The sequence below is a fragment of the Nocardia sp. CA-120079 genome, assembly GCF_050955745.1.
Taxonomy (GTDB): Bacteria; Actinomycetota; Actinomycetes; order Mycobacteriales; family Mycobacteriaceae; genus Nocardia.
On sequence record NZ_CP192088.1, the window covers coordinates 209,582 to 225,919 of the forward strand.

General features: G+C 64.6%; 11 protein-coding genes. 3 read left to right on the forward strand and 8 right to left on the reverse strand.

The window, feature by feature from the left end; all coding sequences use genetic code 11:
- Positions 1-131: 131 nt before the first annotated feature.
- The 7 genes from ACQPYR_RS01060 to ACQPYR_RS01090 are packed head-to-tail and all read right to left on the reverse strand — an operon-like array spanning position 132 to position 9,747.
- Positions 132-932, reverse strand: a complete 801-nt coding sequence (locus ACQPYR_RS01060; RefSeq protein WP_433626513.1) for a hypothetical protein — start codon at positions 930-932, stop codon at positions 132-134.
- A complete protein-coding gene (locus ACQPYR_RS01065) occupies positions 929-2,596 on the reverse strand; it encodes an ABC transporter family substrate-binding protein (protein ID WP_433626515.1) in 1,668 nt (555 codons plus the stop codon). Before ACQPYR_RS01065 ends, ACQPYR_RS01060 begins: the two co-directional genes overlap by 4 nt.
- Entirely contained in the window at positions 2,593-4,278 is a 1,686-nt protein-coding gene (locus ACQPYR_RS01070) for an ABC transporter family substrate-binding protein (protein ID WP_433626517.1), read from the reverse strand. Before ACQPYR_RS01070 ends, ACQPYR_RS01065 begins: the two co-directional genes overlap by 4 nt.
- Complete coding sequence (locus tag ACQPYR_RS01075) at positions 4,275-5,948, reverse strand: ABC transporter family substrate-binding protein (protein WP_433626520.1); 1,674 nt, start codon at positions 5,946-5,948, stop codon at positions 4,275-4,277. The genes ACQPYR_RS01070 and ACQPYR_RS01075 overlap by 4 nt, the downstream gene beginning before the upstream one ends.
- A 12-nt stretch (positions 5,949-5,960) precedes the next feature.
- Positions 5,961-7,835, reverse strand: a complete 1,875-nt coding sequence (locus ACQPYR_RS01080) for an ABC transporter ATP-binding protein (RefSeq protein ID WP_433626523.1) — start codon at positions 7,833-7,835, stop codon at positions 5,961-5,963.
- A complete protein-coding gene (locus ACQPYR_RS01085) occupies positions 7,832-8,773 on the reverse strand; it encodes an ABC transporter permease (protein ID WP_433626525.1) in 942 nt (313 codons plus the stop codon). The genes ACQPYR_RS01080 and ACQPYR_RS01085 overlap by 4 nt, the downstream gene beginning before the upstream one ends.
- On the reverse strand, positions 8,770-9,747 hold the full coding sequence (locus ACQPYR_RS01090) for an ABC transporter permease (protein ID WP_063039893.1): 978 nt from the start codon (positions 9,745-9,747) through the stop codon (positions 8,770-8,772). Before ACQPYR_RS01090 ends, ACQPYR_RS01085 begins: the two co-directional genes overlap by 4 nt.
- Positions 9,748-9,907: 160 nt before the next feature.
- Here ACQPYR_RS01090 and ACQPYR_RS01095 point away from each other — a divergent pair, with 160 nt between their 5' ends.
- The gene (locus tag ACQPYR_RS01095) at positions 9,908-10,768 is read left to right on the forward strand and encodes a hypothetical protein (protein ID WP_433626528.1); all 861 of its coding nucleotides are present in this window, start codon (positions 9,908-9,910) and stop codon (positions 10,766-10,768) included.
- 74 nt (positions 10,769-10,842) lie between these two features.
- Positions 10,843-11,643 carry an HAD family hydrolase gene (locus ACQPYR_RS01100; protein ID WP_433635427.1) on the forward strand — a complete coding sequence of 267 codons (801 nt, stop codon included), beginning with the start codon at positions 10,843-10,845 and terminating at the stop codon, positions 11,641-11,643.
- A 9-nt stretch (positions 11,644-11,652) separates the two neighbouring features.
- Here the strand turns inward: ACQPYR_RS01100 and ACQPYR_RS01105 are convergent, their stop codons facing one another.
- Positions 11,653-14,037, reverse strand: coding sequence for an N-acetylmuramoyl-L-alanine amidase (locus tag ACQPYR_RS01105; protein WP_433626530.1), 2,385 nt, complete (start codon positions 14,035-14,037; stop codon positions 11,653-11,655).
- A gap of 348 nt (positions 14,038-14,385) precedes the next feature.
- On the opposite strand from ACQPYR_RS01105, the gene ACQPYR_RS01110 reads away from it, so the two are divergent.
- The gene (locus tag ACQPYR_RS01110) at positions 14,386-16,263 is read left to right on the forward strand and encodes a SpoIID/LytB domain-containing protein (protein WP_433626533.1); all 1,878 of its coding nucleotides are present in this window, start codon (positions 14,386-14,388) and stop codon (positions 16,261-16,263) included.
- Positions 16,264-16,338 lie beyond the last annotated feature (75 nt).

Genomic DNA, 16,338 nt, shown 5'->3' on the forward strand with positions numbered 1-16,338 from the left:
AGTGGTCGTGCCGATGCGCCGCTCAGCTCGACGAGTCGATGTTGGTCCGTGATGGTGCAACACCGGCAGGATCTGGAGCGAGGGCCGATGTCGGTCGGCCGCTGGTGCGGACGGGTGTGGGCGATTCGACATCAGCTGGGGTCGGAGCCGCGGATGGCGGCGAGCCAGATGGCGGTGGCGGCGGCTACCGAGGTGGCAGCGACGAAGGCCATGAAGCCACCCGCGGCGATGTAGACCCACATGAGGGCTACGAAGGGTGCGGCGACGGTGGATTGTGCGTCGAGCAGGAGACGGCGACGGACCCGAGCGGAGTCGGTGGCGAGGTTCGCGGCGTCGGGATCGGGAAGGGATGGGTTGTCGATCAGTCGGCCGGGCGGTTCGGAGCTCCGAGCCTTTCCGGACGGGTAGAAGTGCAAGGTGGCGGTGTCGACTGATCTGTCGGTCACCTCGGCTTCGGTCTCGGCTATGGCGAGCAGTGCCGGATCGAAAAAGATTGGCAGCCAGCGAGTTCGATAGTTCTCGTTGATCTCGAGCCAACTTCGGCTGACGAGCCGATGTTGCTGGCGCACCCGCTTCATCTCCACGGTGCGCGTGGTATGTGCGCTACTGCCGGTATCCGAACTCCCGCCGCCGGCATCGAAGTGCGCGCCGACGTTGTGCGGCGTATCCCGGTGCGGGCGGGCATTGCCTTCGCCGCGAGACGTGTCCGTGCGGTTATCCCGGCGCCGCCCGATATCTGCCAACCCATTCGACAGCTTGCCCGACGCCCTGCCGAGCTGAAATCCCGTATAACCCAGAATGCCAACAGCAACCGTCGCCAATGCCGCCACCTGGTCCAAATCGCCGAACGGCGCCCAGGCCAGGCAGACAACCAGGGCGCCGATCGTTATGCAGACCGGATAGGCCAGGGGGTGGCCCGGTCCGAATTTCACTTCAGGAAGCCGACTTTGGTGTAGTCGGGGTAGGCGAGACCGAACGCGCCGTAGTTGGCGAGGTTGTCGCGCACCGCGTAGGTGCCCGAGGCCTGCTGCAATGGCACCGAATAGCCCTCGGCGAAGATCATCTGATCGCATTTGTTGGCCAGCTCGATGGCCTTCGCCGGATCGAGTTCGGCAATGGTCTGCTCGATCAGCGCATTCAGTTCCGGTGATCCGATGCGGGCTTTATTACCCAACTGACTGTTCGGATTGTTCGGATCATACGTGTAGATCTGCTGCAGGGCCGCGAGCGGTAGCACGCTACCTCCCCAGCTGAATTGGGCGATGTCGAAGTTCCCCGGATCGATCACGTCCTTGAACAACCCTTGGCCGGGTACGGTTTGGATGGTCATCTTCACCCCGACCTTCGCCAGGTTCTGCTGCACGATCTGCGCGGTCTGCACCCAGCCCTCCTGCTGGTACATGACGTCGCGCAGTTCCAGCTTCCGGCCGTCCTTTTCGCGGACATCGCCGTTGAGCTTCCACCCGAGCGCGTCGAGCATCCGCGCCGCCTCGGCGGGGTCGTAGGCGATGGGAGCCGAATTGTCCTGGTAGCCCTTCTGTCCCTTCATGTAGATGTGATTGTTCAGCGGCGTCGGATTTTCGACGACACCGTTCTGGGCAGCGGTCACCAGGGCCTGCCGATCGATTGCCTTCGAAATGGCAATGCGCAGTTGCGGATCCTCGAGCAGGGCGCCTTTGCCGCCATTGAAGGTGAGATGCGACCAACTGGGCTCGGGTGTGCGCCGCACCACCACGTTCTTCGAATTCCGCGCGCCGGTCACATTCTCGATGCCGGACATATAGGCGTAGTCGATCTCGTTGTTCTGGATCCCGGGCAGCACCGCGGAAGCGTCGAGCACGCTGAGCGTGATCGTGTCCAGCTTCGGAGTATCGCCCCACCATTTCGGATTGCGGCCCAGCGTGATCCGGTTCTGGGCGCGATCGATGCTGGTGAGCACGAACGGACCGGAGCTGACCGGGAAGGTGTCGTGGTCGGCGTTGCTGAACGCATCCGGGGTGGCAGTGACGGACTTCGGATACAGCGGACTGAATTGACCCTGCCATTCGGCATACGGCTTATCGAAGGTGACGATCGCCTGCCGGTCGTCCTCGCCGCGTTCGACCTTTTCGACCCGGTCGAAGCCACTGGGGGAGGAGATGAGGAAGCCGGGGTCCTTCGTGCTCAGCGCGGCCGCCTCCGATCGCAGGTCCTCCCAGGTGATCGGGGTGCCATCGGACCATACGGCCTTGGGGTTGATCGTGTAGGTGACCTGCTGGGGGCTGGTATTCGTCAGCTTGATGTCGGTGAAGTAATTGTGATCGACGGTCAGTTCTCCCGCGGCATTGCTCACCCAGGGCGACGGCATGGTCGGATTGATCACCGAGGCCGTGGTTTCGGTGGTGCCGTCGATATGCAGATAGTTGAAGTTCTCCGGGAAGCTGGTGATGGCAAGGCGCAGATTCCCGCCGTCGCGCAGCTCGCTGCGATCCTTCGGGTTGATGTCGTTGGTACTACCGATATCGACCGTGCCGGGCGTGATGCTGTCGTCGGAGCAACCGGTTGCGATCAGACCGAGGGCGACAACCGGAACTGCTACGGCGGTTGCGAATCTCATTTCTCGAACCCGATCTTGGTGTAATCCGCTGACGCCAGGCCGAAGGCGCCGTAATTGGCCAGCCCCTCGCGCACCGCCACGGTGCCCGCGGACTGCACGATGGGCAGCGAGAAGCCCTCGTCGAAGATCATCTTGTCGCACTCGTTTGCCAGCTCGATGGCCTTTTCGGGATCGAGTTCGGCGATCGTCCGCTCGATCAGCGCATTCAGTTCCGGGGAGCCGATCTTGCCCTTATTGCTCAACGTATTCGCCGGGTCGAAGGCATAGATCTGCGGCAGCGCACCGAGCGGAAGGATGCCACCGCTCCAGGTGAACTGGACGATGTCGAAGTTGCCCGGGTCGACCACATCGGTGAAAAGCCCATTGCCCGGGTAGGTCTGGATGAGCAGCTTGACGCCGATCTTGGCCAGATTCTGCTGCGCGATCTGGGCCATCTGCACCCAGCTCTCCTGCTGGTACATCACATCGCGGATTTCCAGCTTGCGACCGTCCTTTTCGCGGACATCACCGTTGAGCTTCCACCCGAGGTCATCGAGCTCCTTTGCCGCCTGTTCGGGGTTGTAGGCCACCGATGCCGCGTTGTCCTGATAGCCCTTCTGGCCAACCATGAAGATGTGGTTGTCGAGCGGCTTGGGATCGATCACGACCCCCTGCTGGGCCGAGGTCGCGATGGCCTGCCGGTCTATCCCCTTCGAAATGGCAACGCGCAGTTTGGGATCCGCGAGGATCGAGCCGGGCGCGCCGTTGAAGGTGAAGTGCGAGAACCGCGGCGCGGGCGCGCGGCGCACCTTGATGCCGGGCGCGTTCGAGGCCGTCTTGACCTCATCGATGCCCGATACCGATGCCGAATCCAGTTCATTGTTCTGCAGTGCGTTCAGCCGCGCCGAGTAGTCGAGCACGCTGTAGGTGACCGTATCCAGCTTCGGTGTATCACCCCACCACTTCGGATTGCGGCTCAATACGATTCGCTGCTGCGCCTTGTCGATCGAGGTGATCATGAACGGGCCCGCCGACACCGGCAGACCATTGCGGTTGACGTCGTCGAAGGCCTGCGGGGTCGCGGTCGAAGCCTTGGGGTAGACCGTGCTGAAGATGCCCTGCCATTCCGCATAGTGCTGGGCCATGGTGACGATCGCCTGCCGGTCGTCGACACCACGTTCGACCGTGCCGATCTGGGCGTAGCCCTGGGTTGCCGCCACCTGGAAGGCCGGGTTGCGCCCGCTGAGCGCCTCGGCCTGGGATTTCAGATCTTCCCAGGTGATGGGCGTGCCATCGGTCCATACCGCTTTGGGATTGATCGTGTAGACGATGGTCTGCGGATTCGTATTGGTGAGTTTGATCTCGGTGAAGTAGTTGGTGTCGGTGGTGATATCGCCCGCCGCATCGGATTTGACCGAGCCGGGCAATGCCCACCCGACCAGATCGGAGACCTCACCGTCGGAGTCGACGTGCGATGCGTTGAAGGTCGCCGGGAAGTTCGTCAGCGCCAGCCGCAGATTCCCGCCGTCGCGCAGGTCGCCGGCGTCCTTCGGATTGATGTCGTTGGACGTGCCGATCGAGCTGGAACCAGCCGTCACGGCCTCGCCCGACCCGCACCCGGACAGAATCAGCGCGATGGCGACAGCGGGTGCCGCGATCCGAATTCCCACCCGGCGCTGCCGGGCGATGCGTGCTGTTGTCATTTCACGAATCCGATCTTGGTGTAGTCGTAGGACGCGAGGCCGGGGGAACCGATATTGGCGAGATTCGCGCGGACGCCGAAGCTGCCGTCGCTCTGCATCAGTGGCAGCGAATGACCCTCCTCGAACACCTTGCGATCCACCTCATTGGCCAGCTCGAGCGCCTTCGCCGGATCCAGTTCCGAGAGGGTGCGATCGATCAGGGCATTGAGCTCCGGCGAGCCGACGCGGGCGTAGTTGCCCTGCAAATCGTTCGGGTCGTAGTAGTACGCCTGTCGAATACTGCTGAACGCGAACGCATCACCCACCCAGATGAACTGGGCGGCGTCGAAATCGCCAGGCTGGATGACATCGGTGAAATACCCCGCGCCGGGCCTTGTGTCGATGGTCAGCCCCACGCCGATCTCGGCGAGGTTGCGCTGGATGATCTGGGCGATCTGCACCCAGGTCGGGTCGTTGTACATGACATCGCGGATGACGAGCTTGCGCCCGTCCTTCTCCCGCACATCGCCATTGCGCTTCCATCCGGCCTCGTCGAGTTCGCGGGCCGCCGCGGTCGGGTCGAAGCCGAGACTGTTGTCCTGATAGCCGGCCTGACCCTGCAGGAAGATGTGATTGTTCAGCGGCTTCGGATTCTCGACCAGCCCGTTCTGAATCGCGCTGACGATCGCCTGCCGATCGATGGCCTTGGAAATGGCGACGCGCACCTTGGCATCGGACAGGATGGACCCCGGCGCGCCGTTGAAGGTGATGTGGCGCCAGCGATTACCCGGCGCGCGGCGCACCACCAGGCCGCCGGTATTGCGCACCGTCTGGACGTCGTCGACCGTGGTCAGCTGCACCAAATCGAGTTCGTTGTTCTGCAGCGCCGTCGTCCAGGCGGTGTGGTCGAGCACGCTGTAGGTGATGGTGTCGAGCTTGGGCGCGGCTCCCCACCATTTCGGATTGTGGCCCAGCACGATTCGGCCCTGCGACCGGTCGGTGGAGACAACCTGGAACGGCCCGGCACTGGGGCCCATCGCATCGGCGAGGCTGTTGTTGAACGAATCCGGGTCTGCGGTAACGGATTTCGGGAACAGTGAGGCATTGCCGGCGAACTGGCCGCGCCATTCGGCGTAGGGGTGGCTGAAGGTCAGGACGGCCTGGCGGTCGTCGACGCCGCGCTCCACCTTGTCCACGAATTCGAAGCCGTTGGTGATGGCGATCAGGAATCGCTTGTCCCTACCGCTGAGCGCGTTGGCCTCGGATTTGATGTCTTCCCAGGTGATCGGATTGCCGTCGGACCATACGGCCTTCGGGTTGATCGTGTAGGTGACCTGTTGCGGGTTGGTGCCGGTCAGCGCGACGTCGGTGAAAAAGTCCTTGTTGATGGACAATTCGCCTGCCGCATTGGTGTCGAACGCGCGCGGCATCAGCGGCCGTTCGATATCGGCTATCTCGCCGTCGTTACCGTCATTGGAAAGGGTGTTCCAGTTGGCCGGATACGACGTGGTCGCCAAGCGCAGATTCCCACCGTCGCGGACTTCGTCGACGCTCTTGGGGTTGATGTCGTTGGTGGTGCCGAGCGTATCCGACAGCCCCGCCGTCGAATCGCCGCCCGAACCACAGCCCGCCGCGATCAGACCCAATGCGACAACCGGTGCCGCCCATTTGGTTCGGGTTCTCGATCGCATCGCGTTCTCCCTCTATCGGCTGACGACCGGCACCGGGACCGCATCGATCAACGCCCGGGTGTACTCGTTGCTCGGACGGTCGAAGATCTGTTCGGCGGGCCCGGCCTCGACAATCTTCCCGCGATACATCACCGCGATATCGTGGGCCAGATTGCGGACCACCGAAAGATCGTGCGAGACGAACAGATAGGACAGACCGTTTTCGGTCTGCAGGTTGCGCAGCAGATTCAGCACACCCGCCTGGATCGACACATCAAGTGACGACACCGGCTCGTCCAGCACGAGAATCTCCGGATCCAGGGCCAGTGCCCGGGCAATGCTGATGCGTTGCTTCTGGCCGCCGGAGAAATCGGCGGGATAGCGGTCGGCGTGTTCGGGCCGCAGACCGACCTGTTCGAGCAATTGCGGTACCCGCTTGGTGATTTCGGTGCGGGGCCTGCCATCGATGCGCATCGGTTCGGCGAGCACGTCGAAGATCGGCAGCCGCGGATCCAGTGCGGCCGTCGGATCTTGGAAGACGATCTGCATCTTCCGGCGGATCTCCCGCTTGCGCGCCTTGGTCAGGGTCGCGATATCGCTGCCCATGATCTCGATGGTGCCCTCTTGCGGCTGCACCAGGTCGAGAATCTGGGTGAGCGTGGTGGATTTTCCGGATCCGGACTCGCCGACCAGCGCCAATGTGCGCCCGGCGCGCACCTCGAAGCTGATGCCGTCGACGGCGCGGACCTCGCCCTTACGGCGCTTGAACACCACGCCCGAGGTGATCGGATAAGTCTTCACCAGATCCGAAACCCGCAGCACCACACGCTCATCGGTATCGGCTTCGGCGGATGGCTCCGAAATCTCCTGGCGGTAGGCCTCGAACAGATCGGCGGAGGTGACTTCCGCGGTGCGGATGCAGGCGGCCGAATGGCCGGGGCCGGTCTTCTCCAACGGCGGCTCGGCCGCACGGCAGTCATCGATAGCTATTGGGCAGCGGGGTGCGAACGAGCAACCCGGCGGCAGCGCGTGCATGGCCGGCGGTGCGCCGACGATCGGGATCAGCGGGCTGCGGGGCGGACCGTCCATGCGCGGTATCGAGCCGAGCAGGCCGACGGTATACGGCATCCGTGGAGCGGCGAAAAGCTCTGTCGCCGGAGCGGTTTCGACAATTTTCCCCGCGTACATCACCGCGACCCGATCGGCGAGTGTGGCGGCGATGCCCATATCGTGGGTGATCATGATGACACCGGCGCCGGTGATATCGCGCGCCTTGCGCAGCAGATTCAGGATCTGCTTCTGCACCGTCACATCGAGTGCGGTGGTCGGCTCATCGCAGATGATCAGCGCGGGATCATTGGCAATGGCCATGGCGATGACCACACGCTGACGCATACCGCCGGAGAACTCGTGCGGAAATGCCTTTGCGCGCAATGCCGGTTCCGGAATGCCGACCAGATCCAGCAGCTCGACAGCCCGTGCCGAGGCCTCTCGACCGGTCATATCCGTATGTGCGAGTAGGGCTTCGGCGACCTGATCGCCGACCCGATACACCGGTGTCAGTGCCGAGAGCGGGTCCTGGAACACCATGCTGATGGAACGCCCACGCAGCTTGGACAATTGGCGATCGCCGAGACCGAGCAGCTCGCGGCCGCGCAGCCGGATGGAGCCGTTGATCCGCGCCTGCTCCGGCAGCAATCCGATCACCGCGAGCGAGGAGACCGACTTGCCGGATCCGGATTCGCCGACGATGGCGAGCACTTCGCCATCGGAGACGGTGTAGTTCACCCCGCGCACCGCGTCGATGCGGCCCTCTTCGCTGGGGAAGGAGACCCGCAGGTCGGAGACCTCCAACAGCGGTGCGGTGGAGTTCTTTTCGGTGGAGACCGTGTCCGCTGGGCCCGTCATGCCGCTACCTTCTCTTCCGACCCAGCCTTCTTGCGCGAGCGAGCCCGTTTGGCACTGGGATCGAATGCGTCCCGCAAGCCGTCACCGACCAGATTCGCCGAGAGCACGATGACGATCAACAGTCCACCGGCGAACATGAACAGCCAGGGGAAGGTGAGTGCCGATGCGGTGCCCGAGGCGATGAGCGTGCCGAGTGAGACATCCGGCGACTGCACACCGAATCCGAGGAAGCTCAAACCGGTTTCGGCCATGATCGACGCGCCCACCGACAGCGTGGTGTCGATGATCAGGATCGAGGCGATATTCGGCAGGATATGACTCAGGATCACCGTCCTGGTCGGCGCGCCCATATACCTTGCGGCCTTGACGAATTCGCGTTCACGCAGACTCATGGTCAGGCCGCGCACGATGCGCGCGCTGATCATCCAGCCGAAGACGCTGAGCAGCAGGATCAACAGCAGGATCGACCCGCTGCCCTTCGTCTTCGGCGCGAACAGCGCGACGATGATGAAACTCGGCACCACGAGCAGCAGGTCGACCAGCCACATGATGGCCTTATCGGTGAAACCGCCGATGAGGCCGGCGATCGAACCGGTCAGCGCCGCGATGGTGGTGCTGATGATGGCGACGCAGAAGCCGATGATCAGCGATTTCTGCATACCGCGCAGGGTTTGAGCGAGTACGTCGTGGCCGATGGCGTCGGTGCCGAAGGGATGCTCGGCAGAGGGCGGTTTGCGCAGTGCCGTGCCGTCGAGTTCCTGATAGTCCCAGGTCCAGAAGTACGGCAGCACATAGGCGACCAACACCAGGATCAGCAGCACGATCACGCCCGCGACGGCGGCCTTGTTGCGCAGGAACCGCCGCAGTACGAGCCTGCGCCGACCCGAGGCGGCCGCGACCTCCGGCGCGCCCTGGACAATGATTTCGGCTTCTGTCATCCCACACGCACCCTGGGGTCGAGAATCGCGTACACGACATCGGAGAGCAGACCCGATACCAGCACGACAAGACCGGCGAATGCCGTCACCGTGACGACAACGTAGAGGTCCTGGGCATTGATCGAATTGACCAGCCACTCCCCGACGCCGTGCCAGCCGAAGATCTTCTCGGTGAAGGTCGCGCCGGTGATCAATCCGCCGAGGCTGTAGGCGAACAGCGTCGCCATCGGGATCAACGCGGTCCGCAGGCCGTGCTTGTAGAGCGCTTTGTTGCGGGTCAGACCTTTGGCTCGGGCGGTACGGATGAAATCGCTCTGCAGCACGTCGAGCATGGCATTGCGCTGGTAGCGGCTGTAACCGGCCATCGCGCCGAGGGCCAGACCGGCCGTCGGCAGCACCAGATGCTGGAGGCGGTCGAGCAATTGCGGGAAGAAGCCGTTGATCTTGTTCGCCGAGGTCTCGCCGGTGTACAGGAAGATCTGTGATCCGGTGAGCGTATTCACTTCCAGCGCACCGTATTTCAGCAAGGTGGCGAGCAGGAACACCGGCGTGCTCAGCACCAGCAGGGACACGACCGTGGTGAAGTAATCACTGAATTTGTATTGCCGGATCGCCCCGGCCGCACCGATCAAAACCCCGAGCACCGTACCGACGATCGAACCGATGATCAGCAGCCGCAGACTCACCAGCACCCGGCGCGGCAGTTCCTCACTGACCGGCTGCCCGGCCAGCGTCTGGCCGAAATCACCCTGCGGGATGCCCTTCAGCCAGCTGATATAGCGCTGTGGAATCGGCTCGTTGAGATGCAGCTGTTCGGCCTTGGCATCGATCACCGCCTGCGGCGGACGTGGATTGCGCTGTTCGAGACTGTCCAGCGGCGTGAACGTCAGCGACGCCAGACTGAACGTCAGGAACGAGGCCAGCAGCAACAGCACGACATAATTGAACGCGCGTCGTAGCAGGAAGCCGGTCATCAGTCCTCTGGTCCTACGGCTGGTCGGGCCAGCATCGAGTATTAGTCCCTGATCATAAGGACGTGCGTGCGAGCGTGCGTGACACGCGTGAGATCGGCATGTCCTCTATTCTGTGGAGACCGGTGTTTCCAGGCTTTTCCGGTGCTCAAAGGGGGATTGCATGGGTTATCCGCAATATGAGCCATATCCATCGGTCCCGGCACCCGCACCCGGTGGCGGCACCGCGATCACGGCCGGGGTGCTGGCGAGTATCGGCAGTGTGGGCCAATTGCTCGGCGGCGGTTTCAATATCGTGCTCGGGCTCACCGACCTGACCCGTGATCTCTCGGAGTACGACTCGACCGGCCTGTTCGCGCAGAGCTGGATCAAGACCTACCTGCTGGTCGCCGGTTCGATCGCGGTGGTCACGGCGTTCCTGCTCGGTATCGGCGCGATCATGATGTTCACCAGGCGGCCGCTCGGTCGGGTGCTCGTCGTTGCCGGATGCGCGGTGGTGGTGATCGCGGGGATCACGGAGTACGCCGTAACCCTGCACTACACCAGCTCGGGCGGCAGCGCGGCGGAGATCGGCGGCGGCATCGGTGGTCTGATCGGGTTGATCTTCCCGATCGCGACCGCGGTGCTCGCCCTCGTGCCCGCGACAACGCGCTGGCTCAACCACAACCCGGCAGCCGCGCCGCCGGTGGCCATGTATCCGTATGGACCTGGTGCTCCAACCGCTGGGCACCCGTCCGGACCTGCCGTGCCACCGGCTGGGTATCCGTCCGGACCTGCTGTACCACCGGCGGGGTATCCGTCGGGTTCGACGCCTTATCCGCCGTCGCCTTATCCGCAATACGGTCCGTCAGCCGATGTTCCCCCGTATCCCCAAGCAGGTACCGATCAGGCGGGCGCGCAGCCGCAATGGGGAGCGAATCCGCAGGCAGCACCGGATTCTCCGCCACCGGATCTGGCGAAACGGCAGTCCGACCCGACGATGCACGCCGAGGACTCCCCGTGGCGGCGACCGCCGTCACAGTGATAGCCGCGACCTCGCCGAGATGGTCTTCCGGCAGGATGGAATAGGTGACTCGCCTGCACCTGCCCAAGCCGAAGATGGTTGCCACCGATGTGGACGGCACCCTCATCGATCACGACGAGCGGGTCACCGCGCGAACCAAGGCGGCGGTGGCTGCCCTGATCACCGATGGGGTGCCGTTCGTACTCGCCACCGGACGGCCGCCGCGCTGGATCGATCCGGTGGTCGACGGGTTGGGTTATGCGCCGCTCTGCGTCTGTGGCAATGGTGCGGTGATCTACGACAGCGCCGCGGACCGCGTGCTCGCCAGCCGGACCCTGGACGTGGACGCCCTGGCCTGGATCGCCGACCTGGCCGAACGCGCACTGCCCGGCTGCGGTCTGGCCGCCGAACGCGTCGGCGCCAGTGCACACGACGCGGTGACGCCGCAATTCGTCAGCTCACCGGAATACGAACACGCCTGGCTGAATCCGGATGACACCGAGGTTTCGCGCGCCGAGGTCATTGATGCGCCCGCGATCAAAATGCTGGTCCGACTACGCGGCACCCCCAGTGCCGATATGCGCGCGGTTCTCGCACCGCTGATCGGCGACCGCGCCGATATCACCTATTCGACCGACCACGGCCTGATCGAACTCTCCGCACCCGGCGTGACCAAGGCGTCCGGCCTGACCATCGTGGCCCAACGCCTCGGTGTCGAACATTCGGCGATCATCGCATTCGGCGATATGCCCAACGATGTTCCGATGCTGTCGATGGTCGGCCACGGCGTCGCGATGGCCAATGCGCATCCGGAGGCGCTCGCCGCCGCGGACGAGATCACGGCGGCGAACTCCGAAGACGGTGTGGCGCAAGTGCTCGAGCGCTGGTGGGTGTGAACGCGCGGTTCAGCTGGCCGGGCCCGGCGCGACGACTTGGCCGACCGGACTGCGGTTGACCTGCTGCTGGTAGGTGTCGTTATAGGTCTTCCGGACGGTGGTGATGATGCCGGTCAGCTGGTTGAGAATCAGTGAGCCGTACTGGAAGTCGGTTCGCAGCCCGTCCGGCACCGAGTAGCCGTTGCTCATCGGCAGCCCGAGCAGCCCGGCATCCCCGCCGAGGGCGAGGAAGCGATCCAGGATCGCGCCCATGACCTCGAACACCTGACCGTTCGGGCCGGTATAGACATACCCGTTGACGAACTTCGCGTACTGCTGTCCCTGCGCGGCGGGCAAAGGCTCCGACACCGGCTTGCCGAGTGGACCGTCCGGACCGCCCTTATCGGCCCAGTGCCTGGCGATCGCATTCTGATTCACCATGCCGAGCAGCTTGGCCGTGAGTGCGGCCAACGTGGCGATATCGCTCTGCGGGGTGGTCTGCATCTGCGGTTGCTGTGTTGTCGGCGCCTGTGCCTGCTGTTGCGGCTTGGTCGAGGTACCGGACGGTGCCGATATGCCCGCTGCGATATCCCGAATGCGGTCCATATCGGCATAGGCGGAGTCACCGGGGCAGCTGGTATTGCCGACATCGCGATGCGCGAACACCACCGGCAGCCGAACCGCCTCACCCTGGGCATACGAGGTGAATTCGGTGCCCTCGGAATACATCGTGGTGTAGCCCTCGGGATCCAGGCCCGCGATCTTGGACCGCCACCCGATGAACCGGCCGATCGCATTGATCGCCGCTTCCGACGGTTCCTCGGATTCGTAGTTGCCCATCAGTGCGACACCCGAAGTGTTCTCGTTGAACCCACCCGCGTGCGCGCCCTGCACCGGGCGATCCAGTCCGCCGAAGCGGCCCTCGAAGATCTGGCCGTACTTGTCGACCAGTGCGTTGTAGCCGATATCGCACCAGCCCAACGTCTTTGCGTGATACGTGTAGATCGCGCGGACGATGCCCGCCGATTCGGCCGGGGTGTAGTCGTTGCGACCCGCGGTGTGGTGCACGGTGAGACCGCCGAGCTGGTCGTCGTAGGTGGGTTCCTCGCAGCGGATGGATTCGTCCGCGCCCCACTGGGATCGGGTGATGACATTGGGTCCGCCACCGGGAAGCGCCGCGGCGACATTCGCGAGTGCGCCATCGATCGCGCCGCGGCCCGGATCGATCAGCACGGCCGTCAGTGCGGCGTCGGTCTGGGCCGGATCATCGGAACGCCCGGCGGTCGGGGTGGGCAGCATCGGCACGGCGCCCTCCGCGTCACCCACGACCGGCGGACGCGGTACCGCCGCCACGGCAGGCTTGCGGGTCACCAGGATCTGCACGGACTTGGTATTGCCGACGTAGATCGGTTCGGTGCCGGTGGGGCCGCCCGTCGCCCGATCGTTGCGACGGGTGTCGACGGCCTCGGCGTCGTACCAGGGACCCCAACCGCCATCGGACTGACGGGCCCGGACCAACGTCTTGGTATTCGCCAGGTCGTGCGCGGTCAGTGCGACAACGCTGAACGGGGTATCGCGGCTGAGCTCCTTGACCTGCGCACCCACCTGGCCGAGGAGTTCCGGCGGGACGGCGCCGGGCGACAGTGCCGGTGTGTCGGGGGTGACGTCGGGCTCGAGCTGGGCGGGATCGGCGATGAATGCGACGGCAGGGGAACGGCCTTGGGTGGGTTGACCGGGGGTTGTGCCCTGAGCTGGGGCGGCGGTCTGACCCGGGATGGTCTGGCCGGGTGCCGATTGACCCGGCGTGGTTTGGCCGGGGAGTGATTGGGCGGGGGTGCCCTGGCCTGGAACTGTTGGGCCGGGGAGTGATTGGGCGGGAGTGCTCTGGCCTGGAATCGTTTGGCCGGGGAGTGATTGGGCGGGTGAGCTCTGGCCTGGAATCGTTTGGCCGGGGAGCGACTGGGGGGGTGAGTTCTGGCCCGGAATCGTTTGGCCGGGGAGCGACTGGGCGGGGGTGCTCTGGCCCGGAACCGTTTGGCCGGGAACCGTTTGGCCTGGTGTGGTGTGTTCGGGGTCGAGCTTGGGTAGGGGAATTTCCGTCGGTAGCTCGACACCGGGCGGCAGCGGCAAACCCTGGGGAACCGGAATGGACTCCGGAATCGGCAGCATGCGTAGATCCGAAAGATGCAGATCAGGCAGGTCGAGACCGGTGAGTTCACGCAGCGGAAGGGTGATGTCGGGCGCCGTGGCGAGCACCACCTCGGCCAGTTGCGCGGGGATTGCGGCGAGCTCGCTGCCGGTTGTCGGGCGGTAATCGGTCGAATCGCTCAGCGTGAATGTCGCGAGCGGAGCCGCTACCGCAAGTGTGGTGACAACCGGGAGCACGTAGGAACGTTTCGGTTTGCGGTACGGCACGAGCATCTCCAATCAGGTCGAACCGAGCGATCATCTGCACGAATGTCAGGGTTGCTTCCTGATGCATCAACGACCACACTAGTTCACAACTGTCACATATCTAAACCTCTGGTTGAGGATTATGTGATTGCTCGAATGTAGCTCTCGATTTGCGACCGGCTGGAACGACATGCCGACAGGTATCGAACCGATCAGGTCCTGGAAAACCGTGGGAGTGAACGGATGCGAAGTAAACGGCACCGGAATGACGCGACGCGGGGGGAGCGAAAATTGCGGATGAAAACGAGTGCGCCACACGAACGAATTGGCGGGCGACGGATATCGGGAACTCCGATTTCCATCCGTCCTGTGCTGGTCACCGGTGGTGCGGCCGTGCTGGCCGGCACAGTACTCGCGTTCTGGGTCCGGCCGACCGACGCCCCTGTCCGTCCGTTGGCGGGACCGGGCCATGGGCGCGGTATGAGTCAGGTCGGCGCGTTCGACAGTGCCCTGGAAGGCTGGACCGCCGAACGCATCCTCGATCACTACTACCCGGGCGCGACGCTCGGCAAAATCTCGGCGACCACCGTCGGGGTGCGGCTGTTCGCCCAGGACGATTCGACGCTGGACGTCCATGCCGACGCCGGATTGCGAGTCGCGGGCCAAATGCTGCCGCGCGGCCAGGTCGCGCATCTCACCGCGCTGCCCGACGGCGGCGCGAATGTGGTTGTCACGATGGGCTGTGACGGTGCGGTGCTGTGGCAGCGGGCGACCCCCGACCCGTGGATCTATCCGCTCAACCCGCGGCCCAACCGTCCCGCCGCCGAACATCTGACGCTGTGCGGTGGTTCGGCATATCGCGGCTCACTCGGCGTTGCCATGGAAAACGGTGAGGCGCGCACGGTGAACCGGGTCGACGTCGAGGACTATCTGCTCGGTGTCGTCCCAGCGGAGGTGCAGGCCAACTGGGTCGACAAGGGAGCGACGGAAGCCCTTCGCGCACAAGCGATCGCGGCACGTTCGTACGCGCTGGCGGAGCACCGTCACCTATACGCGCAGACTTGCGATACCGCCGACTGTCAGGAGTACCCCGGCACTGCCAAGGAGGATCCGCGCGCGGCCGCCGCCATCGCATCGACCGCGGGGATGGTGCTCTTGCGGGACGGCCGAATCCTGCGTTCGGAGTACTCTTCCGCACCCGACGGTGGGGAACCGGCCGATATCTACGCCTTCGATGTCGGACCGACGCCCGCCGAACTCGGCACCCCGGTGGTCGGCGCGGGTAATCCGGTGGATCCCCGCAAGCAGACCCTCGTCGCCGAATCCCCGATCGATGCCGAGTACCGCCGGATCGGCGGCGCGAACAGCGCGGTCGGCCAGCCGCTCGGACCGGAAATGGCGCTACCCCAAAACGCCGGTACCTACCGGCTTTTCACCAACGGCGTCATCATCGCGACACCGACGCTCGGCGCCCAGGTCGTCGACTTCACGACGCTGATGCAGCTGGCGCCGGATACGCACGAGGGCAAACTTGGTGGCTCGGGGCGGCCGGGCAATAACGAGCGCGCCGTACCACCCGGCACGAATGGCACACCCGAGGGCACGGTGCCCGGTGCTGCGAATGGTGTGCCCGAAAGCGCCTCGCCCGGACGTGCGCCCGGCGTGAACAGCTCACCGGAGAGGTCGGTGCCTGGTGCTGCGAATGGTGTGCCCGAAAGCGCGTCGTCTCGAAGTGCGGTAGCGCCCGGCGTGAAGAGCTCTCCGGAGGGCGCGGTGCCGGGTGCTGCGAATGGCGTGCCCGAAAGCGCGTCGCCCGGACGTGCGCCCGGCGTGAACAGCTCACCTGAAAGCGCAGTGCCTGGCGGCGCGAACGCCGCGCCCGGCAATGTCGCGCCCGGGCGCGTGCTGCCTGGCGGCAATGTATTGCCCGAGAACGCATTGCCGAGTGGCGCGCCCGAAAGTGTGCCGCCCAGCGGCAACATATTTTCCGAGAGCGCGTTGTCGGATGGTTCGAATGCCTCGCCCGAAAGTGCGCCGCCCGGAGGCGCGCTCGCGCCCGGAAGTGCCGTGTCGCCGGGACATTCCGCTGTATCAGGCGCCGCCATCGCGCCCGAGGTCTCGCTCCCGCCCGGAACTACCGTCGCACCGACCACGGCATCAACCCCAACCCCGCCGCCCCCACGCGGTCCCGCGATCCCCTCGGCCGCGCCGACAAGTGAGGAATCGGAGGTGACCGAAGAGCTCTAGTCGCCCTGAGCACCTTTGTAGTCCGCTGGCCTTGGCCTCGCTTCCTTGGCTCCTTGGCCTCTCGGTTTCTTGGCT